Source organism: Gordonia tangerina (assembly GCF_021556435.1).
GTDB classification, from domain to species: domain Bacteria; phylum Actinomycetota; class Actinomycetes; order Mycobacteriales; family Mycobacteriaceae; genus Gordonia; species Gordonia tangerina.
On sequence record NZ_JAKGCU010000001.1, the window covers coordinates 587,354 to 609,003 of the forward strand.

Annotated in this window: 18 protein-coding genes, 1 tRNA gene and 1 pseudogene; 13 read left to right on the forward strand and 7 right to left on the reverse strand. The window is 66.9% G+C overall.

All coding sequences use genetic code 11. From position 1 onward, the window contains the following. Positions 1 to 158 precede the first annotated feature (158 nt). The 5 genes and pseudogenes from L1892_RS02735 to L1892_RS02755 all read left to right on the forward strand — a co-directional run bounded on the left by L1892_RS02735 (position 159) and on the right by L1892_RS02755 (position 5,732). Positions 159 to 2,888: a cation-translocating P-type ATPase gene (locus L1892_RS02735; protein ID WP_235721889.1), complete on the forward strand. Its 2,730-nt coding sequence runs from the start codon at positions 159 to 161 to the stop codon at positions 2,886 to 2,888. A gap of 174 nt (positions 2,889 to 3,062) precedes the next feature. Next, on the forward strand, positions 3,063 to 4,286 hold the full coding sequence (locus tag L1892_RS02740; RefSeq protein WP_235721890.1) for an alpha/beta hydrolase: 1,224 nt from the start codon (positions 3,063 to 3,065) through the stop codon (positions 4,284 to 4,286). Between the two features lie 83 nt (positions 4,287 to 4,369). Further along, positions 4,370 to 4,807: a hypothetical protein gene (locus L1892_RS02745; RefSeq protein WP_235721891.1), complete on the forward strand. Its 438-nt coding sequence runs from the start codon at positions 4,370 to 4,372 to the stop codon at positions 4,805 to 4,807. 103 nt (positions 4,808 to 4,910) lie between these two features. Then, a pseudogene (locus tag L1892_RS02750) lies at positions 4,911 to 5,396 on the forward strand (dihydrofolate reductase family protein); the annotation flags it as partial. 129 nt (positions 5,397 to 5,525) lie between these two features. Beyond that, positions 5,526 to 5,732, forward strand: a complete 207-nt coding sequence (locus L1892_RS02755; protein WP_235722016.1) for a hypervirulence associated TUDOR domain-containing protein — start codon at positions 5,526 to 5,528, stop codon at positions 5,730 to 5,732. 32 nt (positions 5,733 to 5,764) lie between these two features. Here L1892_RS02755 and L1892_RS02760 read toward each other — a convergent pair whose 3' ends face one another. The 3 genes from L1892_RS02760 to L1892_RS02770 all read right to left on the reverse strand — a co-directional run bounded on the left by L1892_RS02760 (position 5,765) and on the right by L1892_RS02770 (position 8,244). Then, a complete protein-coding gene (locus L1892_RS02760) occupies positions 5,765 to 6,538 on the reverse strand; it encodes an enoyl-CoA hydratase (RefSeq protein ID WP_235721892.1) in 774 nt (257 codons plus the stop codon). A 168-nt stretch (positions 6,539 to 6,706) separates the two neighbouring features. Then, positions 6,707 to 7,561 (reverse strand): hypothetical protein, encoded by an 855-nt coding sequence (locus tag L1892_RS02765; protein WP_235721893.1) that lies wholly within the window; start codon positions 7,559 to 7,561, stop codon positions 6,707 to 6,709. A 609-nt stretch (positions 7,562 to 8,170) separates the two neighbouring features. Continuing rightward, positions 8,171 to 8,244, reverse strand: a tRNA-Gly gene (locus L1892_RS02770). A gap of 177 nt (positions 8,245 to 8,421) precedes the next feature. On the opposite strand from L1892_RS02770, the gene L1892_RS02775 reads away from it, so the two are divergent. From L1892_RS02775 to L1892_RS02785, 3 genes are all read left to right on the forward strand, one after another. Further along, positions 8,422 to 9,210, forward strand: a complete 789-nt coding sequence (locus L1892_RS02775) for an SDR family NAD(P)-dependent oxidoreductase (protein WP_235721894.1) — start codon at positions 8,422 to 8,424, stop codon at positions 9,208 to 9,210. A gap of 83 nt (positions 9,211 to 9,293) precedes the next feature. Next, entirely contained in the window at positions 9,294 to 9,926 is a 633-nt protein-coding gene (locus L1892_RS02780; protein ID WP_235721895.1) for a TetR family transcriptional regulator, read from the forward strand. A 16-nt stretch (positions 9,927 to 9,942) separates the two neighbouring features. Beyond that, the gene (locus tag L1892_RS02785) at positions 9,943 to 10,731 is read left to right on the forward strand and encodes an SDR family NAD(P)-dependent oxidoreductase (RefSeq protein ID WP_235721896.1); all 789 of its coding nucleotides are present in this window, start codon (positions 9,943 to 9,945) and stop codon (positions 10,729 to 10,731) included. Between the two features lie 9 nt (positions 10,732 to 10,740). Here L1892_RS02785 and L1892_RS02790 read toward each other — a convergent pair whose 3' ends face one another. After that, complete coding sequence (locus L1892_RS02790) at positions 10,741 to 12,210, reverse strand: hypothetical protein (protein ID WP_235721897.1); 1,470 nt, start codon at positions 12,208 to 12,210, stop codon at positions 10,741 to 10,743. Between the two features lie 212 nt (positions 12,211 to 12,422). Between L1892_RS02790 and dcd the strand changes: the two genes are divergently transcribed. From dcd to L1892_RS02810, 4 genes are all read left to right on the forward strand, one after another. Continuing rightward, on the forward strand, positions 12,423 to 12,998 hold the full coding sequence (dcd, locus tag L1892_RS02795; RefSeq protein ID WP_235721898.1) for a dCTP deaminase: 576 nt from the start codon (positions 12,423 to 12,425) through the stop codon (positions 12,996 to 12,998). A gap of 119 nt (positions 12,999 to 13,117) precedes the next feature. Continuing rightward, a complete protein-coding gene (locus tag L1892_RS02800; protein ID WP_235721899.1) occupies positions 13,118 to 14,527 on the forward strand; it encodes a UDP-glucose dehydrogenase family protein in 1,410 nt (469 codons plus the stop codon). 99 nt (positions 14,528 to 14,626) lie between these two features. Continuing rightward, on the forward strand, positions 14,627 to 16,276 hold the full coding sequence (locus L1892_RS02805) for a hypothetical protein (protein ID WP_235721900.1): 1,650 nt from the start codon (positions 14,627 to 14,629) through the stop codon (positions 16,274 to 16,276). A gap of 204 nt (positions 16,277 to 16,480) precedes the next feature. Next, positions 16,481 to 17,473 carry a hypothetical protein gene (locus L1892_RS02810; protein WP_235721901.1) on the forward strand — a complete coding sequence of 331 codons (993 nt, stop codon included), beginning with the start codon at positions 16,481 to 16,483 and terminating at the stop codon, positions 17,471 to 17,473. A 25-nt stretch (positions 17,474 to 17,498) separates the two neighbouring features. Here L1892_RS02810 and L1892_RS02815 read toward each other — a convergent pair whose 3' ends face one another. Continuing rightward, positions 17,499 to 18,278 carry a MerR family transcriptional regulator gene (locus L1892_RS02815; RefSeq protein WP_235721902.1) on the reverse strand — a complete coding sequence of 260 codons (780 nt, stop codon included), beginning with the start codon at positions 18,276 to 18,278 and terminating at the stop codon, positions 17,499 to 17,501. A gap of 35 nt (positions 18,279 to 18,313) precedes the next feature. Further along, a complete protein-coding gene (locus L1892_RS02820; RefSeq protein ID WP_235721903.1) occupies positions 18,314 to 18,889 on the reverse strand; it encodes a TetR/AcrR family transcriptional regulator in 576 nt (191 codons plus the stop codon). 98 nt (positions 18,890 to 18,987) lie between these two features. Between L1892_RS02820 and L1892_RS02825 the strand changes: the two genes are divergently transcribed. Further along, complete coding sequence (locus L1892_RS02825; RefSeq protein ID WP_235721904.1) at positions 18,988 to 20,547, forward strand: MFS transporter; 1,560 nt, start codon at positions 18,988 to 18,990, stop codon at positions 20,545 to 20,547. On the opposite strand, the gene L1892_RS02830 is transcribed toward L1892_RS02825, so the two are convergent. Beyond that, on the reverse strand, positions 20,512 to 21,648 hold the full coding sequence (locus tag L1892_RS02830; RefSeq protein ID WP_235721905.1) for a PDR/VanB family oxidoreductase: 1,137 nt from the start codon (positions 21,646 to 21,648) through the stop codon (positions 20,512 to 20,514). The genes L1892_RS02825 and L1892_RS02830 overlap by 36 nt on opposite strands. Between the last annotated feature and the right edge of the window lie 2 nt (positions 21,649 to 21,650).

The window sequence follows — 21,650 nt, forward strand, 5'->3', positions numbered from 1 at the left end:
AACCGCGAGGTGGTTTGCGATTTTGTGCGCTCGAGATCGGTGAAATCCGGCATCGCGCCCGATCGTCCGGCATGATTGTCTGGTGTTTCGCCGAGAAGGCGGGGCGGTCCTCGCCTGGTCGTGAGGCCGCCCACGGGCTCTCTGAGAGGACCACTTCCATGGCTTCCACTGGTGTCGCAGCGCCTTTGACCGATGCCTACCTCCGCGACACGACCGGCGTGGCCGCCGCGCTCGACGTCGACGCCCGCGTCGGGCTGACGTCCGCGGAGGCCGCAGGTCGGTTGGCACGTTTCGGCCCCAACGAGGTGACTCCCGAGCCGCCGCCGACACTCTGGGCGGTCTCCCGTGGTCAGCTGGCGAATCCGATGAACATCATGCTGCTCATCGTTGCCGTCGCCAGCTTCGCGATCGGCCAGTTCGCCACGGGCATCGTGGTAGGGCTGCTGGTTGTGTTCAACGTGGTGATGGGCACCAAACAGGAGATGAAAGCCCAGGCCAGCGTCGACGCGCTCGCCCAGTTGCAGGTTCCGGTGGCGCGGGTGCGCCGTGACGGACAGGTGGCCGAGGTGCCGGCCGCCGAGCTGGTACCCGGCGACATCGTGCTGGTGGAGGCGGGCGACCTCGTTCCGGCGGACGGACGACTCCTCAACTCCGCGACTTTGGAGGTTCAGGAGGCCGCGCTGACCGGTGAAAGTGCGCCGGTGCCCAAGGACTCGGCGCCGATCGCGGGCACGGAGGTCGCGCTGGGTGACCGCACCAACATGGCATTCCAGAACACCCAGGTCACCCGTGGGTCGGCGCAGTTCGTGGTGACCGCGACCGGAGCCGGCACGCAGATGGGCCGCATCGCCGACATGGTCACCGCAACCAAACGGTCCAAGTCGCCGCTGCAGCGCGAACTCGACGGGATGACCAAGGTCTTCGGTTTCCTCGCCTGGGGTGCCGTCGCGGTCATCGGCATCATCGGACTTCTGCGCGGACAGAACGGCGAAACGCTTGCGTTACTGTGTATCTCCACCGCGATCGCGTCCATCCCCACCGGTCTGCCGACCTTCGTGCAGACGATGTTGTCCTCGGGTGCACAACATCTCGCCGACGAGAAGGCGGTGGTCAAGTCGCTCGCCGACGTCGAGACCCTCGGCGGCACCACCGTCATCAACTCCGATAAGACCGGCACGCTGACGATGAACGCGATGACCGTCACGGCGCTGTATGCGGGGGACCAATGGTTCCGCGTGGAGGGTTCCGGCTACGCCAAGACCGGCGCAATCCTCGGCGCGGCAGGCGATCTGCCCGACTTCACGCCACTCGCGTTGGGGTTGTGTCTGTGTTCGGACGCCACAGTCGCCGACGACGAATCGATCATCGGCGATCCGACCGAGGCGGCGTTGGTCGTGTTGGCCGCGAAGATCGGGGTGGACGCCGAGGTCACACGCCGAGCCATCCCGCGCGTCACCGAGGTCCCATTCGACTCGGACTACAAGTTCATGGCGACATTCCACGACCGTCCCGACACAGTCCACGGCACCGTGGTGGACCAGCCCCATCTCGTGGTGGTCAAGGGAGGGCCGGACGTGGTGCTCGATCGGTGCTCCCACGCGCTGCGGCACGGCGATATCGTGCCCGTCGACCAGATGCGCCAGAACATCCTCGACGCCAACCGGGAGCTGTCCGAGAAGGGATTGCGCGTGCTCGCGTTCGCCGCGAAAGGGCTCGACGACACCGCAATGGCAGCCGCCACTGCTGACCCGATGGCCGCCGTCGGTGATCTCGTGCTGATCGGGCTCGTCGGCATCATCGACCCGCTGCGCGCCGAGGCGACCGCGGCTGTGCACACCGCGCTCGGGGCGGGGATCGATGTCCGGATGATCACCGGCGACCACACCATCACCGCTCGGGCCATCGCCGACCAACTCGGTCTGGGACCCGGCGTCATCACCGGCACCGATCTGCAACATCTCGGCGACGACGAAGTCCGGGCGCAACTGCCCGACCTGCATGTGTTCGGCCGGGTCGCGCCCGAGGACAAACTGCGGTTGGCCCGGCTCATGCAGGAGGACGGTGACGTGGTCGCGATGACGGGCGATGCCGTCAACGATGCGGCGGCTCTCAAACAGTCCGACATCGGCGTGGCCATGGGCAGCGGCTCGGAGGTGACCAAACAGGCCGCCAAGATCGTGCTCACCGACGATAACTTCGCCACCCTGGTGCGCGCGGTCGAACTCGGCCGCGACATCTATCGACGCATCTCCTCCTACATCCGGTTGCAGCTCACCGTGTTGTCGGCGGTGCTGCAGATGATGGTGTTGGCGACGATCCTCAACATCAACGGCGGCGTTGCACTGTTGCCGATGCAGCTGTTGTTCTGCAAGTTCTTCGTCATCGTGACGGTGGTGGTCGGGTTCATCGTCGACGCCTCCGATCCCGGCGTCATGCAGCGGCCGCCACGCGCCCCGGGAACACGGATCGTCAACGGCCCACAGATCGCTCGCTGGGTGATCAGTGGCTTCCTGATCGCGGGTAGTGCGCTCGCAGTTCTGCAGTGGGGGCCGGACGAGCCGTCCGCCGATCGCGGTTCGGTGGCGATGACGATGGCGTTCGCCGTGGTTGCCTTCAGCGGCGTCAACCTCGGCGTGGTGATGCGCCGGGAACGTGAGGCGCCGTGGTCGTCGCCGGTGTTCCCGTACTTCGGGTGGCTGATCGGCGGCTGGTCGCTGGCGTGGGCCGCCGTGGAACTCGGTATGCTCCAACGTCTGCTGGACACCGTGTCGCTTTCGGGTGGACAGTGGCTCGTCGTCCTCGGTCTGTCGCTGGTCGCGCCGGCCTTTGTCGGGATCGACAAGGCCATCCAGTTGCGGCGCATGGCATCTGTCTCCGGTGGCTACTGAGGCCCGTCACCACCTGTTCCCCCTGGAACGAGCTTCACCTCCGGATTCCTGGGGAGCGAGCTTGCGAGCGTCACCGTTTGTTCCCTGAGGAGCGAGCTTCACGAAGGGCACGAACAACTCCAACCGTCGCCGGCCACCGTGACACACTGGTCGCAGGACGTGAGGGGTCCATCGATGACGACGGCGACGAACCAGGAACGGGCCGGGAGTGTCCGGTCCGCGCTGGACAAGGTGCGTCCCGGCGCGTCGCCTCCGGACCTACTCGGGATGACGGCAACCGAACGCGCCCGCTGGTGGGCTGGGCTCACACCCACCGAGCAGGTCTCAGTCGGGCTCGCTTTTCCCGAGATCATCGGTGTCGGACAGGGTTTGCCCGCATCGGTGCGCGACAGGGCCAACCGCCTGCTGCTCGACCGCGACCTCGCCCAGGCGCAGGCTGTGGTCACGCTCGAGGATCGCAGCGACGATGCCCGGAGAACACTGCGCAACGCACAATCGGTGCGCGCAGGCCTCGTGAAGGCGCAACAGACGGCACCTGGCGCCGCGGTCACGCTCTATGCCTATGACCCGCACGCTTTCGGCGAGGACGGCAAGGCCGTCGTCGCCGTCGGTGATCTGGACTCCGCACGCAACGTCGCATGGTTGGTCCCGGGCGCCGGCACCGAGATCTCCACGACCCCGGGCAACGTGCAGAACGCGGCCGACCTGTACAAGCAGGCCGGCGGGGAGCTCGGTGATGTCGCCGTGGTGACCTGGATCGGCTACGACGCACCCAGCGGTGCCGATCTCGGTGCGATCGTGGGGACCGGTTCGGCCCGCGATGGCGGTCGGATGCTCGCCGATGACATCGGCGGGTTCATCGCCGCTCGAGAACAATTGGGGGTCGGAGATGACGACCACCTCAACCTCGGACTCATCGGCCACAGCTATGGATCGACGACGGTCGGCTGGGCCGGCGACAACGGGCGCCTGTCAGGTGCCCTCGACACGGTCACGATGCTGGGGTCGCCGGGTGCCGGTGGCGTCGCGACGGCCGATGAGTTCGGGATCGGGGCGCGCAACGTCTTCGTGGGTGCGGCATCCGACGACGCCATCGGACACCTGGGCGGGGCCACGTCGACCACCGGCATCGGCGGATTGGGTATCGATCCCGCCACAACCGCTTTCGGGGCGCAACGTTTCCGTGCCGAGGGCGGCGACCTCGCGCCGGTTGTCGGCAACCACAGCAGCTACTTCCAGATCGGTTCGGAATCGTTGGAGAACCTGGGACGGATCGTGTCGGGCCGAGGTGGTGACATCACGCGCGAGAACCGACGCAGCGTGGCAGATGTCGTGGCCGGTCAGCTGTCCGGCGGGCGTCGCGATCCGGCCGTCGACTCCCGAAAGGCAGGACGGTGAGAGCGAGTTCCTCAGCACCATTACCAGATCGGACATCAGCCGTCGACGATGAACGGCCACTGACCGCTGCGCAGAGCGCGGTGGTGCGCCGACGTGCCAGGGAGGTCACGCAGGCAATCATCGACCTGCTGGTCGACGCCGAACACGTCATCCTCGACGATCGGGCATCCACCGAGGAGTGGGCCGGCTGCTGCGCAGTCGCCGATTCGCTCACCTACGGCACGCATTACAACGGTGTGCTGTACTCCGCACACATCGTCTTTGCATCGGACGTCGGCATCGACGTCGGGCGCCTGCACGAGGTTCTCGCTCCGGTGGGTATCGGGTGGCATGACGATGACCCCGGCATCGGCGCGGTGGGGATCTTCCGGGTCGCTGTCGACACCACGCGGCTGCACATCCGGCTGACCACTCCGTGCTACTTCATCCGGGAACTCGGCGTTGCCGACGGCGGCACCTTGCCCGCTGTCGAGATCACCACGGTCACCGGGTTTCTCACCCGCTCCTGGGTTCGCCGCTAGCGATCTGCGCCGATCCCCCGGGCGAGTAGTCGGCCGATGAATCACGGCCGCGGGTTTTGTCTGTTCTTGTGGCACGCGATCGAGATCGAAGAGAGGAGAACACATGCGCAAGCTCGTCGTGACTCAGAACATCACCCTCGACGGTTCCATCGAGATGCTGACCACCTGGTTCGACCCGACCGAGGACGCCCCTGACCTCATCGAGGAATCGCACCGACAAGACGCCGCGGCGGAGGCCCTTCTGGTGGGACGACAAACCTTCGAAGATTTCCGTGGATACTGGCCACACCAACACGACGATCCGACTGGCATCTCCGACTATCTGAATGCGGTGCACAAGTACGTCGTCTCGTCGACGATGGCCGACCCCGCCTGGCAGAACTCGACTGTGCTGGCGGCCGAAGACGTGGCGCGGCAGGTGAACGACCTCAAGCACCGGGACGGCAAGGACATTGTGGTCACCGGCAGCATCTCACTGACACACGAGCTGATCTCGGCGCGGCTCGTCGACGAGTTCCGGCTCTTCGTTTATCTCACGGTGCAGGGACGCGGACGCCGCCTGTTCCCGCAAGGCGCTGAGCCGCCGCAGTGGTCTCGGTCAGCTGGATCCTGGCGGGTGCTGTGGCCATCCCGTGATCTGTCCGGCGTTGTGTCTCGACTTCACACCATCGGCGTCGTAGGCCGTTTCCTCGAGGCTGCGGCGGGGCATGCTCGTGACATGGCGATCAGCAAAGACGACAAGGTCGAATGGAACACGTCGCAGGGCACGACGGAAGGACACGCCCGCGAGAAGCGGGTCTCGGAGTTCACTTTCGAGGGGCAAAAGTTCAATGCCAGCAAGGAGGAGCCGTACTGGATCGTGGAGTCGTCGAAGACCGGCGCCAAGGCTGCACACAAGGAATCGTCCTTGACGAAGAAACAGTGATGCTCAGAAGCGGGTCACGGTGTCTCGGCCGATCATGAGTCCGTCCACACCGGATCACGCTTGCCGAGGAACGCAGACATCCCTTCCTGGGCGTCGCAGGTCAGTGCGTTCGTCGCCATCGTCTCCTGCATGAGCGCATACGCGTCTGCTTCGCTCTCATCGATCTGCTGGTAGAAGGCCTTCTTGCCGATAGCAACCGTCATCGCGCTCGACGCCGCCACCTTCTGCGCCAGGTCCATGACTGTCGAGCCCAGCGCGTCGTCGTCGACGACGTCGTTGACCAGGCCCCAGTCGGCGGCCGTGGTCGCGTCGATTGCGTCGCCGGTGAGCAGCATCTTCATGGCGCGTTTGCGCCCGACGGCCCGGCTGAGGGCGACCATCGGGGTGGAGCAGAACAGGCCGATCTTGACGCCCGGCGTGCTGAACATGGCCGAGCGTGCGGCGACGGCGAGATCACACGTCGCGACCAACTGACAACCGGCGGCGAAGGCAAAGCCGGCGACCTCGGCGATGACTGGTTGCCGAACGGCGTGCACCGCCGAGATCATCTCGGTGCACGCGGAGAACACCGCGCGTTCGTCGTCGAGAGTCCGGTCGACCAGTTCGGACAGGTCGTGGCCGGCGGAGAAGGCCGGACCGAGTGCCCGGATCACGATCACCCGGACCTCGGACGTGAGGCCGAACTCGTGCAGCGCGGCCGTAATCGCCGTCATCGTCTCGGTCGACAACGGATTGCGGCGACGTGCATCGGTGAGGGTGATCACCCCGATGCTGTCGTCGCGGGTGATGTCGATTCCGTGTGACATGACGGCCTCCTTGCCCGAGTCCCCCCGGACGGTTGTAGCACGCACGCCCCGCCCGGACAGGCCGACTGCCACACGTGTTCTTCCCCGGGTTTCGTTTCGCTCGCCGCCGAGTAACAGGCGGGAAGGAAACGATGCCCGGGGAAGAATGTCAGCTTTCGGCGATCGGGGTCACGGAAGCTTGGGTAGCGCGTCTGTGATGCCCTTGATGGCTCCGTTGAACTGCTTGTTGGCGTCGTCGAGCGTCTTGTCAATCGTCGTGCGTACCGTCTGCTCGACGTCCCGCTGGGTCCTGTGCCACTGTGCTGTCGTCGGCATGCCGAGGTTGTTGTTCCCGAGGGTTTTTGCTCCGTCGCCCTTGCGCAGGCCGAGTTTTTCGTCGTGAATCATCATCGCAGTACCGACGCCGCCCAGTGCCGCACCGACACCCGCAGCCGTCCAACTGACCGCGAGGGTCGCCGCCGCTCCGGCCACGAATCCGACCGGAACTCCGATCACTCCGCCGATGACACCGCCGGGAATCGCGCCGATCCCGCCGGCCAGGCCGCCTATGCCGGCACCGATCGCGGCGCCGATCACGCCTCCCGCTGCCGCGCCGCCGATGAGCGCCACGGTCTCGAAGGCCAACAGGGGCACCAAGATGACATAGCCCGCGACCTGCGCGCCGGTCTGCGCATCGCTGCCGATTCGCTGCCAGTCGGCGGGGGTGAAGGCCCACGGGTTGACGTTGGGTGCCCTGGTCGGAATCGCGGATGCCGGCAGCACGATCACCTCATCGGCGACATCGGTCGGAGTGGTTGCCGCCGGCTTCCCGGTGAGCCGATCCGACTGCGTCGACGGGATCACCTTCATCACCTGTTCGGCCGCACCAGTCGTCAGCTGCGCCGGCGCAGTGGTCACCGGCTGCACCGCCGGCGCAGCTGCGGCGGCAGGCCCGGCGAGCTGGCCGAACTGGACTGCTGCGGACACGGTGACCGCACCGGTGATCATCTTGAGCGACGTCGTGCGCACACGCGACAATTGCATGAGAGTTCCCCTTTGATTCCCCGACGGCATGATCGGCACGATCAGCCGGACGGGCCGACCGTAGCGGATGTGGAGGTCGGACTCTGCCAAGGGGGTGGTCGGGAGTTGTCTCGATCAGGAGTGTCAGCGGCCATCCGGGTCGGACCGGAAGCAACGACATTGCGGCGCATAATCTATTGGGGGACAGATGGTTTCGAGGTGGCTTTTGGTGGGTGCAGCCGAATTGTGCCGATGTACCGTCCGTGGTGCGGCCCCGCGCAGCCGATCACGAAAGGTCGGAAGTTCATTCGCGTGAACGAACGAACCTCCGATCCCCCGCACGCCGGAGTCGGCGTGGGGGAGACGGCGGCACCTTCGAGACCGGACCGCCATTTTGGTCCGTTGCCGGCGCTGCCGTACGGGAACCCGACGTTGCTTGGCCATGGTCGAAGTCATAGCCAAAACTTCCGCTCACCAGAACGCCGACGCCGTCAGGTTCACGAATCACGCCAGGCCCTTCGCGACGTGTCCAAGCCCGAACGCGCCGCTTTTCCCGCCTCTTGCCGCGGACAGCGTCTGTGGTTGGCATCTGCGCTCACAGTGAGTATTGAGCACGATCTGACTCAAACGTGGAGCCGATGACGGGAATCGAACCCGCGTATTCAGCTTGGGAAGCTGATGTTCTGCCATTGAACTACATCGGCGTGCGAGCCGAGACTCGCGAACGACAGCCTAGCAAACGGTCGGACATGCGGTGATGCCGACGCCCCGGTGGATGGTGTGACGGGTCGTTCGGTGGCGGTGACTGCCGTTCGGCAGACGTGGGGTGCAGGTGGGTTCCATACTCGACGGACCGCACATGCCCGACGAAGGAGTCACGCGTGGACTACCGCGACAAGACCGTCCTGATCGCCGGCGCCAGTGGAGGTATCGGCGCCGCTTTCGCGACGGGTCTCGCTGCCCGCGGAGCCAATGTCATCTTGGTCGCGCGCAATGAGGCCAAGCTCAAGGAACTCGCCACCGACCTGCACGACAGTCATGGCATACGTGCCGAGTACCTGGCGGCGGATCTGTCGGAGCCGTGCGCGTCCGATGACGTCGTCGAGGAACTCGATCGTAGGGGACTCGCCGTCGACATCCTGGTCAACAACGCTGGGTTCGGGATGCACGCCGATTTCGCGGACTCCGATCCGGCGCGGATTCGTGACGCGGTCGCACTCAATGTCGGGGTGTTGACCGACCTCTGCGCCGTCTACATGTCGCGGATGACACAACTGGGCGCAGGAGCGATCATCAACGTGGCGAGTGTCGCTGCTTTCCAACCGGTTCCGCACTTGGCCGTATACGCGGCCACCAAGGCCTACGTGCTGTCTCTCAGTGAGGCGCTGTGGTGGGAGGGGAAGCAGAACGGGGTCAAGGTGCTCGCCGTGTGTCCGGGGGCCACCGACACCGGGTTCTTCGAAGCTGCCGGCGCCAACGCCGATTCCGTCGGACCGCGACGGTCGACGAGCCAGGTCGTCAACACGGCGCTTCGGGCTCTCGATGCGGGCAAGCCCAGCCTCGTGGACGGGCTGTACAACCTGGTCGTCGTTGCAGTCAGCCAACTCGTCCCGCGGCGGCTTGCACTGGCCGTCGCCGAACTGGCCGTCCGGCCCAGCGCACAGGGCTGAGCAGGCGTCCGTCACTCCAGCACGGGCAAAGAACCTACCGGGAGGTTTGTAAAAACCAACCGACAGGTTTACTCTTGGCAGGTGTGAGCTCTCCACAACCTTCCACGGCCAAAGGCGCCGCAACGCGAGCCCGCCTGCTCGAGGTCGCGGCCATCGGATTCGCTGAAAAGGGCTATTCGGCAACTAAATTCAGTGAGCTCATCAAAACATCGGGACTCACCAAAGGTGCGTTCTACTTCTACTTCCCGTCCAAGGCGGCGTTGGCCTCGGCTGTCATCGCCGACCAAGAGCAACGATGGGTCGACCAGGTGGAGAAGCGGGTCCTGGCCCACCAGACACCGACCGAGCAGCTGGCCGACCTGCTCCCGGCGATGCTCGACCTGCTCAAGCACGAACCCGGTGCCTGGAGCGTCGTCCGGCTGGCCGGCGAACTCGGTGCCGACGGCGCGCTCGACGGGAACGTGGCCCAGCCGACCGATGCGTGGGTGGAGTTGCTCGCCGGCATCATCCGAGCCGGCCAGAAGACGCGAGAATTCCGTGCCGAACTCGACGCGGGCGGGGTGGCGACTGTCCTCGTGGGTGCCTTCCACGGCATCAAGAGTCTCGCCGACGCCGGCACACCCGCGGACCGCGGCCCCCAATTGGAGCGTCACGCCGAGATTCTCGCCGACCTCGCGTTCGCCGGGCTCGGCATCCTCAACCTTCCGGCAGCCTGACCGACAGGAGCGAACCGTGGACCACCGCGACACAACCGCACTCATCACCGGCGCCAGCGGCGGCATTGGCGCCGAGTTCGCCCGCACGCTGGCGGCCAGGGGTTCTCATCTGATCCTCGTTGCCCGCACAGAGGCCAAGCTCGCCGCACTGGCCGATGAACTGGCCGGCCGGCACGGCATTCGCGCCGAGGTCATCGCCTGCGACCTGTCGGTACCGGGGGCTGCGCACACCCTGATCACCGAGATCGACAAGCGAGAACTGACCGTCGACATGGTGATCAACAACGCGGGTTTCGGCACCCACGGTGATCTCGTCGACGCCGACCCAGGGCGGATCAGTGGCGAGGTGTCCCTCAACGTCGCTACCCTGACCGATCTCACCACGGTCTTCTTTCAGCGGATGGCGCAGCGTGGCGCCGGAACCATCGTCAATGTGGCCAGTACCGCAGGGTTTCAACCGATCCCACACATGGCGGTCTACGGCGCCACGAAAGCGTATGTGTTGTCGCTGAGCGAGGCTCTCTGGTGGGAGGGTCGGCAGCACGGTGTGAAGGTTCTCGCTCTGTGTCCGGGCGCCACCGATACCGAGTTCTTCGACGTGGCTGGTTCCGACGACGCGGCTGTCGGTGCGCGGCGCTCGACACGCCAGGTCGTCGACACCGCCTTGCGTGCTTTGGACGCCGGTAAACCGAGCGTGGTCGATGGCATGCAGAACCGAATCATGGCCGTCTCGAACCGGTTTGCGCCTCGGCGCGTGGTGCTGGCGATCACCGAGCGGGCCGTGCGGCCTCGCCGCCGGGCCTGACGGCGTCCATTACCACCGCGCAGCCGACACCGACCCTCGCTTCGTTGTCGCTCCCGCTCCAGCCGGACGCTTGTCCTCGGCCAGGCACATCGACCGCAATACGTTGTGGTACACCACAAGTCCATACAGGTTGGGTGCGCCGACGAGGCCGGTGGACTTCGGGATCATGTCCGCAGTGATGCCGGCGTCGGGAAGCAGGTCGTTGAGCAGGGCGGCGGCCGGATCGACCCCGGCTTCCGACCAGGCCAACTCGACCATGTGTGCGGTCAATGCGTACGCGTAGTAAGCCGCGGTCAACGTCTTCGTCACCGAAAGATCGGCGATCGGGGCCGTCGCCGCGAAGTCGGCACCCTGATTGCGGTTGTGGCTCAACCCGATCACCACGTCGAGTGGTGCGCCACCGACGTACGGGATCAACACGCCGATCTGTGAGATCGCGTACTCGGCGGTGTTGTAGTCGGCGGGATCGGCCGGGATGAGATTCTGATGGACCCGGGTGTTCCGCATCCACTGCGCCACACCGTCACCCATCGCAGCGATCCGGCGATCGGTTGCCGAATCAGTGGTGATCGACTGGAGATAATTCGAGGTACGCTCGACGATCCGCGACAGCGGCAGCGTGCCGATCGACGGGCAGTTCTCCGGGTCGGCGAGGTCCACCTGACCGGCGATGTCGCGCAGCAGGCCGGGCACGGCCCGGGTGAAGCGTAGATCCTTCACCGACTTGCCGGCATTCTCCTTCTCCGAATGCGTCACCGACACGATGCACGCCTCGACCAGACGTGCACTCACGGCCTGGTACACCTGTGTCGCGGCAAACACCCCCAGCAGGATCGGCAACGTGATCAACGTGCCGACCGAGATCGGCCCGGCGATCGTCGCGATCGACGGTATGGTCCGGCGTGCAATGGTGAGCGGAACCATCACCGTGACGTACAGGTACAGCCACACCGTCTCGACCGCCTGCGCGACGGTCAGGTTCTCCGCCGGAATCGCCTCGGTGGCCTCGCCGTTGCGCACGTTGAGCAACTGCGTGACGATCCACTGCGAGATCGGGTCCCGGTAGGTCATGATCGGGTCCTCGTCGTCGGCGCCGAGGTCGTAGGGGTGATTGGAGACCGCGAGTTTCGAGATTCGCAGCCCCTGCATATCGCGATGGGCGCGCGCCTTGATCGACGGTGCACGCTGCTGGATATCGGCAGGCATCGTCGGTAGCAACGAATCGAAGATCGCGTCGTAGACGGCGCCGAAGGTCGCGAACCGTGACCCGACGCATTCCTCTGGCTCGGCCGTCGTCCTCGATGGGACTGCAGCCGACGGTACGGTCGGCGCCGCCGAGGCCAGTGCGCCGACGCCCCGCTCGGTGCCGAACGACATCGCCACCGCGGTCACCACTACTACGGCGATCCCCACCACCAGCGCCCGCCGTCCGGCGTGACCACTCACATCCGACAAAGCCGACCCCCCACGCTTGCGCATGTGCCCCTTTTTCCCACACGCGACGCCGGGTTCGCCCCGGACCCACCTACGGTCGTTGTCTCGCGCATGTCACGCAGCGATCACGCGAGCATCACGCGGCTCACTGTAGAAGACGATTCGACCCGTTGACCATGCTTCGGAACGATTCGCATTCGGTTCGACAGCCGGCGGCCATCCGTCGTTCACCGGCCCGCGTCGGATAACCTCACAACGTGCTCCTCTCCGACCGCGACATCCGTGCCGAGATCGCCGACGGACGGTTGGCGCTCGAGCCGTTCGATCCCGCGCTGGTCCAACCGTCCAGCGTGGATGTGCGACTCGATCGGCTCTTCCGTGTCTTCAACAACACGAAGTACACCCACATCGACCCGGCGCAGCGGCAGGATGAACTGACGTCTCTCGTCGAACCCGCGGAGGGCGAACCGTTCGTCCTGCACCCGGGCGAGTTCGTGCTCGGTTCAACCCTCGAGGTCTGCACCTTGCCCGACGACCTCGCCGGACGTCTGGAAGGTAAGTCCTCACTGGGGCGCCTCGGATTACTGACGCATTCGACGGCCGGTTTCATCGACCCTGGGTTCTCCGGCCACATCACCCTGGAGTTGTCGAACGTCGCCAACCTCCCGATCACCTTGTGGCCGGGAATGAAGATCGGCCAGCTCTGCCTGATCCGGCTGTCGAGCCCGGCCGAACATCCCTACGGCAGCTCGTCGGTCGGTTCGAAGTATCAGGGCCAACGCGGCCCGACGCCGTCGCGTGCATATCTGAACTTCACCCAGCCCGCCGACTGAGGACACCGCGCCCGATTCGGGCCGCGTTCACCGTCGACGACCTGGTGTTCACCTGATCGATCGGGGCGGGTCACGTCACCGTAGCGTCGACGACGGATACCCCGCGTACCCACAGAACCATGAAGTTGACGGTGATCGGGTGTGGCTACCTCGGGGCCACCCACGCGGCCTGCATGGCCGAGCTGGGACATGACGTACTGGGTGTGGATGTCGACGCCGACAAGGTGGCGCGGCTCCAGAACGGCGAGGTCCCGTTCTTCGAGCCCGGACTGTCCGATGTGTTGCGTCGCAATCTGGCCGCCGGACGGCTGCGCTTCACCACCGATCACCGCGAGGCAGCCGACTTCGCCTCGGTGCATTTCCTCGGCGTCGGCACCCCGCAGCAGCGTCGCGGGTACGGGGTCGACCTGTCGCACGTCGAGGCGGCGGTCGACGCCCTGACGCCGCTGGTCCGCGGCGACCACCTCATCATCGGCAAGTCGACGGTGCCGGTGGGGACCGCGGCAGCACTCGCACAGCGGATCGCGGTGCTCGCCGCACCTGACACACACGTCGAACTCGTGTGGAGCCCGGAGTTCCTCCGGGAGGGTTTCGCCGTCGAGGACACCCTTGAACCCGACCGACTGGTGCTGGGCGCCGATCCCGACCGCGACGACACCCGCGCGGCGCGAGTGCTCGCTGAGATCTACCGAGACATGCTGCAATCCGGCGTACCGTTCGTTCGAACCGACTGGGCCACCGCAGAGTTGGTCAAGGTATCGGCGAATGCCTTCCTGGCCACCAAGATCTCGTTCATCAACGCGGTCAGCGAGATCTGCGAGAACGTGGGCGCCGATGTCTCCACCCTGGCCGATGCGATCGGCTACGACAACCGCATCGGTCGTCGATTCCTCAATGCCGGACTGGGATTCGGCGGCGGTTGCCTGCCCAAGGACATCCGCGGGTTCCTGGCCCGCGCCGATGAAGTGGGCGCCGGGCGCGCGCTGCGGTTCCTGCGGGAGGTCGACGCCATCAACACCCGTCGCCGCGGCGCGCTGGTCGACCTGGTCGCCGACGCGGTCGGCGGCGACGTGTTGGGCACCAACATCGCGATCCTGGGGGCCGCGTTCAAACCGGAGAGCGACGACGTGCGGGACTCGCCCGCACTCAACGTCGCCGGTCAGTTGGCGCTGCGCGGCGCCACCGTGACGGTTTTCGACCCCAAGGCGACGGGAAACTCGCGTCGTCTGTATCCGACGCTGGGCTATGCCGACAGCGCGGTGGAAGCCTGTGAGGCCGCCGACGCCGTCGTCGTGGCGACCGAGTGGGCGGAGTTCGTGCACATGGTGCCCGAGGAACTGTCCGACGTCGTGCGCGCTCGGGTCATCGTCGACGGTCGGCGTTGCCTGGACGCCGGCGCCTGGCGGTCGGCGGGGTGGCGGTTGCATGCGCTCGGCGGCCCCATGCGGCCTGCGGTCTCTTACTTTCCCGCAGACCTGGCATCCGGCGGCGATCCGATGGCTCCGGAGATCGCCCGACCGCACGTGTGAGGCGGTCATGTTAGTGTCGTGACCGCGTGCCATGGAGCGACGTTGTCGCCGAGGCGCGCACCCGGGGGAAGTGTTCACGGACGCAGGGCATCGGATCGGATGACAGACGACTCGACGGATGACGATCGGTCGGTCGACGCGACCACCGACTTCGACGCACGTCCGATCGACCGGTCGGTTCTCGCTGACGTCTCGGCCCAGCAGAACGCGCTCGCCATCCCGCCAGAGCTGCCGTTCGTCGTGATCGACGTGCGGCCCGGCGGTCTACGAGTGGGGCTGGCCGACCCGCGACTGGAAGCGGTGATCGGGGAGCGCACCGCCGCCGGTATCCGTCCAGACGTGCTCGATCAGCTCCTCGCCGATCATCTCGTGAGCACCGGTCGTGTTGCCGAGCCGACCGGTGACGAGTGGACCGCGGAGTTACTCACGCTTGCCGCACGAGCCCGCGCTCGGCTGGCCACCGCGGATGCGACCTTCATCATGGGCCGTGAGCACGTGCGGTTCTTTCGTGTCGCCCAACGTGACCTGGACGAGGCGACGGCATCCCTGGCCGACGAGGTCGTCCGACTCTGCGACGAGGTGGCCACGACCACCACCGAATCTGTGCGGTCGGTGGTGCTCGCGCCAGGACATCAGACATGGCCGGGTCTGCTCACGGCGCTCGCCGCTCGCACACCGTGGCCCGTCCTGGCGATCGGGACGGCGGTCGACGCGGGCCCGCGTAGCCGCCATGACGCGCACGATGAGGTCGGTGAATCGGTCGTCGAGCGGCCGGCCGGTCCGATGCCGAGCGAGGCGATCAGGGCGCAGCTCATCGACTCGGTGGCAACCGAATTCCCGCACAGTGACGGTGGTTCGGAGGCCGTCGACGCGGAACTCCTCGGCGCCGACACCGTTTCCCCCGAATCCGTTACCCCCGAACCGATTCCCGCAGAATCCGTTGCCCCCGAAACGATTCCCGCAGAATCCGTTGCCCCCGAAACGATTCCCGCAGAATCCGTTGCCGCGGAATCCGTTGCCGCAGAACCTGCTGACGCCGAGCCGGTCGCGCAACCCACTCAATCGGGGGACTTCCCCGTCGCGTGGATCGACGATGTGCTGACACCGATCACCGAGCCGATTGCAGTGGTGACCGCCACTCACGATCGCCACGGTCATCGGCCGGACGATGTCGCGGCGCGTGCCGGTCAGCCACCTTCGCCCCACGGCGAACCCGAGCGGAGCACAGCCGGCGACCCATATCTGCTCGATGCCCCCGCGACGCTCGACGACCCGGCACCGCGCACGGTCACCGACGTTCCGTCCCCGCCCCCGGGTGGTTACGACCCGCGCGACTGGTCTCTCGAACCCGCCGCTGCGGTGCCGTCGGTGCCCGCCGGAAAGTCGCGGCCGCGCATGCCGACAAGGCTGCTGGTGGGCGTCGGCGCTGCGGGAGTGGTAGCGGCGATCGCGGTGACTGTCGCATTCGCGGCCAGCGGTGACGGCGACCCGGCCGAGCGGCCGACCGCATCGTCGGCTGCCAGCCACACCACTGACGCCCCCACGCCGACCTATGCGGACCCGGCCGATGTGGTGGACGCGGGGGTGGCGGCGGCACGTTACACGCCGCCCCCGCCACCACCGCCGTCCACCACCACCAGCGAGCCGACCCAACAGCAGCAGAATCAGCCGCGTCCACGCCCGCGTCCGCGTCAGCGCGTGATCCCCAACCCGATTCCCGGGTTGCCGCCGATCATCTTGCCCGGCTGACGGGCACCGTCCCGGCAAGGCTGTGCCGGCGATGCGGCTGTAACTGTGTCCTGCGATGATGCGTGTTACTGTCGGGAACGCGGCACGCTGGGACGATCCGTCGTGCCGAGGTCGGTTGATCGATGATCGCCATGTCATTTGGAGAACCGGCAACCAGCCGGCGTGCGGTCCGGAACTGCTCGAAACCGCAGGGCATCAGGTCCCATGACTCATTCTGTGACAACCGTCGGTCGCGGCGCCACCGCCACGACCAGATCTCCGGTGCGCCGACTCAGTGCCGGCTTTCTGCGTGAGGTCGCGGAGAGTCAACGGGCGCGGGACATCGACCCGTCGCCGCTGTTTCTGCTGGTGAACATCACCGAGAACGGTGCGCACGTATCGACGATCGACCCGGAGACCGCGGCGGTGGTCGCTGATCGCCGCGACCGCATGCGCCGACCTGCCCAACGCGATGTCGCCGCAATGTGTCACACGGCGGAACTGACCGCGCCGGGACACGTCGGCTCGGTAGTGCTCTCGACCGGTCACGACTCATCTCCCGATCTCGTCGCGACGATCGAAGCGCAGACCGAGCTACCGGTCCTGGTAGTGGAGCCGCGCTCGCCGCATGCCGGTGGCGGCGCGATGCCGACACCGGCGCCCACGGCGCAGACGCCGCCCGATCCGGCCACGGATCCGACGTCGGATCGGCCTGCCGAGAAGCGACAGTGGCTCGCCAAACCTCGGGTCGCCCTCGGTATCGTCGCGGTCTGCGCCATCATCGGCGTCGGCACCGCACTGGTCTTCGCTGCGGTGATCGCAGTGTTCGCCGGCGACGACGTCGACAACCCCGACGGATTGTCCGCATTCGTCGGCGACGAACAGACGTCGGCCCCGGCCGACCCTGCCGGCGGTGGCGACGACGATTCGGGGCCGAAGCAGCCCGATCCGGTGAATCCCGGTCAGGTGGAGCCGACGCAACTCGACGCGGCGCGGCGACCGGCCGCGCAGTACGTCCCACCCCCACCGCCAGAGCCCACGTGGTCGGCCACCGATCCGGCGCCGGGTGGTCCGCCGCAGCGGCGTACTCCGGGCGAACCGGCGCCACCGCCTCCGCCGGCCCCCGCTCCGGCGCCGATCCCGGCACCGCCTCCACCCCAGCAGCGGACCATTCCCAATCCGATTCCTGGGCTTCCGCCGATCGTCGTGCCGTTCTGACGAGGCGGAGGTCGCGGGCCCCGGTCTATTGTGCGGGCGGAATGTCCGCGGGGCCCGTGGCCGACGCGCGCGCCCGGTTGAGGTAGTCGTTGAGCTGGCGAGCCAGGTCGCGATCGAGAGCACGGTCGAGCGCGTTGTGCGCCGACACCGAACCGGCTCGCCTCAGCTCCCCCAAAAGTTGTGCTGCCCAGTCAGATTCGGCTGCGGTGCGAGGTATCCACCCATCCTCGTGACCCTCGGTCACGGCGCGTCGGCCAGCCGAGATGACGATCTCCGCGACGGCCGACATCTCGTGGTCGAGCCGACCGTGTACATCAAGGATGCCGCTCAACGGCAGACCGAGCTTCACCAGACGTCCGTAGGCGGACACGGTCTCCTGGTCGAGGATCGTGTACCGCTCCGGTGGGTCGCCGGGTCCGTCGGCCTCGATCAGCCCGTAGGCGGCCAGCCGCTCGTAGTGTGCGGGGTTCCCCGAGTTGAGCAGGTCGCGCAGATCGTCGGCGGAGATCGTCGTCGAGGTCGCCGTCGACCACGGCTCGGAGACGAGCTCTTCGACACCGAGTACCTCGGCCAGATTCTCGCCACGCTGCAAACCCGACAGGAACTCGCCGATGTGGCGGATCGTGAAGCCTCGTTTGAGAAGGTCGTTGATCACTTTGAGGCGCGCCAGATGTGCGTCGGTGTAGATCGCGATCCGGCCGCGGCGCAACGGCCGGGGCAGGAGACCGCGGTCCTGGTAGCCGCGGACGTTGCGGGTCGTGGTGCCGGCGGCGCGTGCGAGATCGTCGATCCGGTATTCGGTCACCGCGACATTCTCCCAGATCGGGTGCCGATCTCGGGTCAGGGTGCGAGACCCCGGGCGATCAACAGCAGGACGTCCTCGTAGTTTGCGGCGGCGTCGACGAACGGCGGATGCGCCGACGTCAGTTCCAGGCTCACCGCCCCGTGAACGCAGGCCCATGTCTGCGCGGCCAGCGCCACGGGGTCGCCGTCGCGGATGACGCCTGCTGCCTGGCCGTATCGCACGATGTCGACGAGGACCCCGAAGGCGGCCGCCGCCACCTCGTCGTCGGCGTGGCACTCGGTGGAGAACATCAGCTCGTAGAGACGGGGGTGGGCCACCGCGAACTCCCGATACCTGTGCCCGCTGGCCAGAAGTCGCGCCGAAGCATCGGCGTCGACCGCCGCGATATGCGTGCTGAAGTCCCGGAAACCGTCGGTGACGACCGCGTCGAGGAGGCCGTCCTTGCCGTCGAAATGGTTGTAGACGCCCATCGGCGCCACGCCGGCTTCGGTCGCCACCGCCCGCACGGTCAAGGCCGACGGACCCTCCCGCTCGAGCAATGTGCGCGCCGCGGACAGCAGGTTGGCGCGAACCTCCGTCGCGCGGGTGCGCGGATTCTTGGTCGGCGACATGTTGACAACCCTACTAGCACGGCGTTCTACTTGAATAGAACAACGTGCTACAACACTATGACAACGTTCTAAATGTCCGCTTCTTCGGAGGAAAGACCATGCGTACTCGTTGGTGGGCCCTGGCGGCCCTCTGCTTTGCCGAGCTGTTGGTGATGGTCGACAACACGATCGTCAACGTCGCGCTGCCCACCATGGCGCGCGATCTCGATGCCGGGATTTCCGGGCTGCAGTGGATCGTCGACGCCTACACCCTGGTGTTCGCCGGGTTGCTGCTCACCGGCGGCTACCTCGGTGACCGCTTCGGACATCGGCGGATGCTGCTGAGCGGCATCGCCGGTTTCGCCGCGGTCTCCGCCCTCGCCGCGTCCTCTCAGACCCTCGGGCAGCTCATCGCGGCACGCGCCGGACTCGGCCTGTTCGCCGCGCTGGTGTTTCCCGCCACCCTCGCCATCATCGTCTCGATCTTCGTCGGGTCACGCGAACGTGCTGCGGCGGTGGGTATCTGGGCCGCGACCTCGGGTATCGCGGTGGCGATCGGTCCGGTGCTGGGTGGCTGGCTGCTCGAGCACTACACCTGGGCTTCGGTGTTCTGGGTGAATCTGCCGCTCGCCGCACTCGCCGTGATCGCCATCGTCGCGGTGGTCCCGGGCACCCGGCCCGCGCGCGTCTCCCGGTTCGATCTGCCCGGACTCGCCTTGTCGGTGGTGGGCCTGGGCCTGCTGACCTATTCGGTGATCGAGGGGCCGCACTTCGGGTGGACCGACCCGCGGACGATCGGCGGTCTGGTGGTCGCAGTGGTGGCGCTGGGCCTGTTCGCGTGGCGTGAGCTCACCGTGGACCATCCGATTCTCAACGTGCGGCTGTTCGCCAACCGCCACTTCGCCACCGCCGCAGCGATGATCAGCGTCGCCTTCTTCGCACTGTTCGGCTTCATCTTCCTGATCACCCAGTTCTTCCAGGCGGTCAAGGGCTACGGTCCGCTCGAGGCCGGCCTGCGCACGGTGCCGTTCGCAGTGGTGATGGCCGTGTTCTCACCGGTGGCGATGGCGCTGTCGCATCGGTTCGGGCCGCGACTGGTGGCGGTGGCCGGGGCGCTGCTGATGTCCGGCGGCTTCGCCCTGGTCGAGGTGTCGTCGCGAACCTCGGGGTATTGGGAATTGATCATCTGGTCGATGTCGCTGATGGCGATGGGCCTCGCGTTCATCTCCGGGCCGTGCACACAGGTGATCATGGACGCGCTCGACCCCGAGCAGGCCGGCGCGGGGTCGGCGGTCAACGACACCACCCGCGAGATCGGCGGCACCCTGGGCGTTGCGGTGTTGGGATCGGTGCTCACCTCGGTCTACACCACGGGGGTGGCGGATCGACTGTCTGCGTTGGGTTTGCCGCAGACCGTGTCGGGCCTCGCCGAGGACTCGGTGATGGCCGGCGTGGAGGTGGCGCGACAGGCGCCCGCGACGGTGGCCGACCCGATCCGGATCGCGGTGCAGGAGGTGTTCGTCGACGGACTCCACGGCGCGGTGTGGGTGGCCGTCGCCATCACTTCGGCCGCTGCGCTCGCTGCGTTGATTCTGCTGCGGGGCGCACCGCGCGGCCACCGCGCCCAGCCCGACACCGAAGCGTCACAGCTCGAGCGTGAGGTCCCCGCGACCGCGTGACACGCAGGTGAGGAATGCGCCGCCGGCTCGTTCGGGTTCGGTGAGGATGTTGTCGCGGTGATCGGGCTCGCCGGAAAACACTCTCACCTTGCACGTGCCACAGAAGCCCTGCTGACACGAGTACGGCACCAATCCGACCTCACGCCGCAAGGCCGCCAGCGCAGTCTCGTCGGCGCTCACCGCGACCTGCCGGCCGGTCGAGGCGATGGTGACCGTGAACGGCTCGCCGTCCTCGACCGGGGGCGGACTGAACCGTTCGTAATGCAGTTCGATGTCCGGTCGGTCGGCGAGATGGGCGCGTAGGGACTCCAACATGGGCACCGGTCCGCAGCAGTACACCGCGAGTCCGGACGGGGCGCGGCCGGTGTGCGGGTCGAGCGGTCCCAACAGGTCGTCCATCGAGGGTAGTCCGTGTTCATCGTCGGTGCGGATCACCACCCGATCGCCGTAGCGGGCCACCTCGTCGACGAACGGGATCGACGCGCGACTGCGCCCGGTGTAGACCATCGACCAGTCGAGTTCGAAGCGCTCGGCCGCGGCGAGCATCGGCAGGATCGGGGTGATGCCGATGCCGGCGGCGATGAAGCGAACCGTGCGTGCCGGCGATCCGTGCCCGGGGATCGACAACGGGAAAGCGTTGCGTGGTCCCTTGACCGACACATCGGTGCCCACGGTCACGGTGTCGTGGACCTCGATCGATCCGCCACCGCCGTTGGGGATGCGCCGCACCGCGATCCGGTAGTGGAGGCGGTCGGCGGGGTCGCCGCACAGTGAGTATTCGCGCATACGTCCCGAGGCCAGCAGCAGGTCGAGGTGCGCGCCGGGATGCCACTGCGGGAGCGGACCGCCATCCGGGGCGCCGAAGGTCAGGGCCACCACATTCTCGTCCTCGGCCACCACGGTGCGGTCGATGACCCGCAGAGTCCGTACGCCGTCGTCGGTGGGCGGCTCGTGCAGCGGTGCCAGTGGACGCCAGAACGGCCACCACATCTTCGCAATCATGGTGCCGGCCAACAGCAACGGATCGTGCCGCCAACGGCCATAAAGATGCGGTGGGGGAGAAGTCATCTCGGTGCTGTGCGGGTGCGCGCGCTGATTCACCG

Excerpts from the sequence above, each read along its gene's own strand:
- L1892_RS02735 (WP_235721889.1), top strand. The coding sequence starts at position 159 with ATGGCTTCCACTGGTGTCGCAGCGCCTTTGACCGATGCCTACCTCCGC.
- L1892_RS02740 (WP_235721890.1), top strand. The coding sequence starts at position 3,063 with ATGACGACGGCGACGAACCAGGAACGGGCCGGGAGTGTCCGGTCCGCG.
- L1892_RS02755 (WP_235722016.1), top strand. The coding sequence starts at position 5,526 with ATGGCGATCAGCAAAGACGACAAGGTCGAATGGAACACGTCGCAGGGC.
- L1892_RS02760 (WP_235721892.1), bottom strand. The coding sequence starts at position 6,538 with ATGTCACACGGAATCGACATCACCCGCGACGACAGCATCGGGGTGATC.
- L1892_RS02765 (WP_235721893.1), bottom strand. The coding sequence starts at position 7,561 with ATGCAATTGTCGCGTGTGCGCACGACGTCGCTCAAGATGATCACCGGT.
- L1892_RS02790 (WP_235721897.1), bottom strand. The coding sequence starts at position 12,210 with ATGCGCAAGCGTGGGGGGTCGGCTTTGTCGGATGTGAGTGGTCACGCC.
- L1892_RS02800 (WP_235721899.1), top strand. The coding sequence starts at position 13,118 with ATGAAGTTGACGGTGATCGGGTGTGGCTACCTCGGGGCCACCCACGCG.
- L1892_RS02805 (WP_235721900.1), top strand. The coding sequence starts at position 14,627 with ATGACAGACGACTCGACGGATGACGATCGGTCGGTCGACGCGACCACC.
- L1892_RS02810 (WP_235721901.1), top strand. The coding sequence starts at position 16,481 with ATGACTCATTCTGTGACAACCGTCGGTCGCGGCGCCACCGCCACGACC.
- L1892_RS02820 (WP_235721903.1), bottom strand. The coding sequence starts at position 18,889 with ATGTCGCCGACCAAGAATCCGCGCACCCGCGCGACGGAGGTTCGCGCC.
- L1892_RS02825 (WP_235721904.1), top strand. The coding sequence starts at position 18,988 with ATGCGTACTCGTTGGTGGGCCCTGGCGGCCCTCTGCTTTGCCGAGCTG.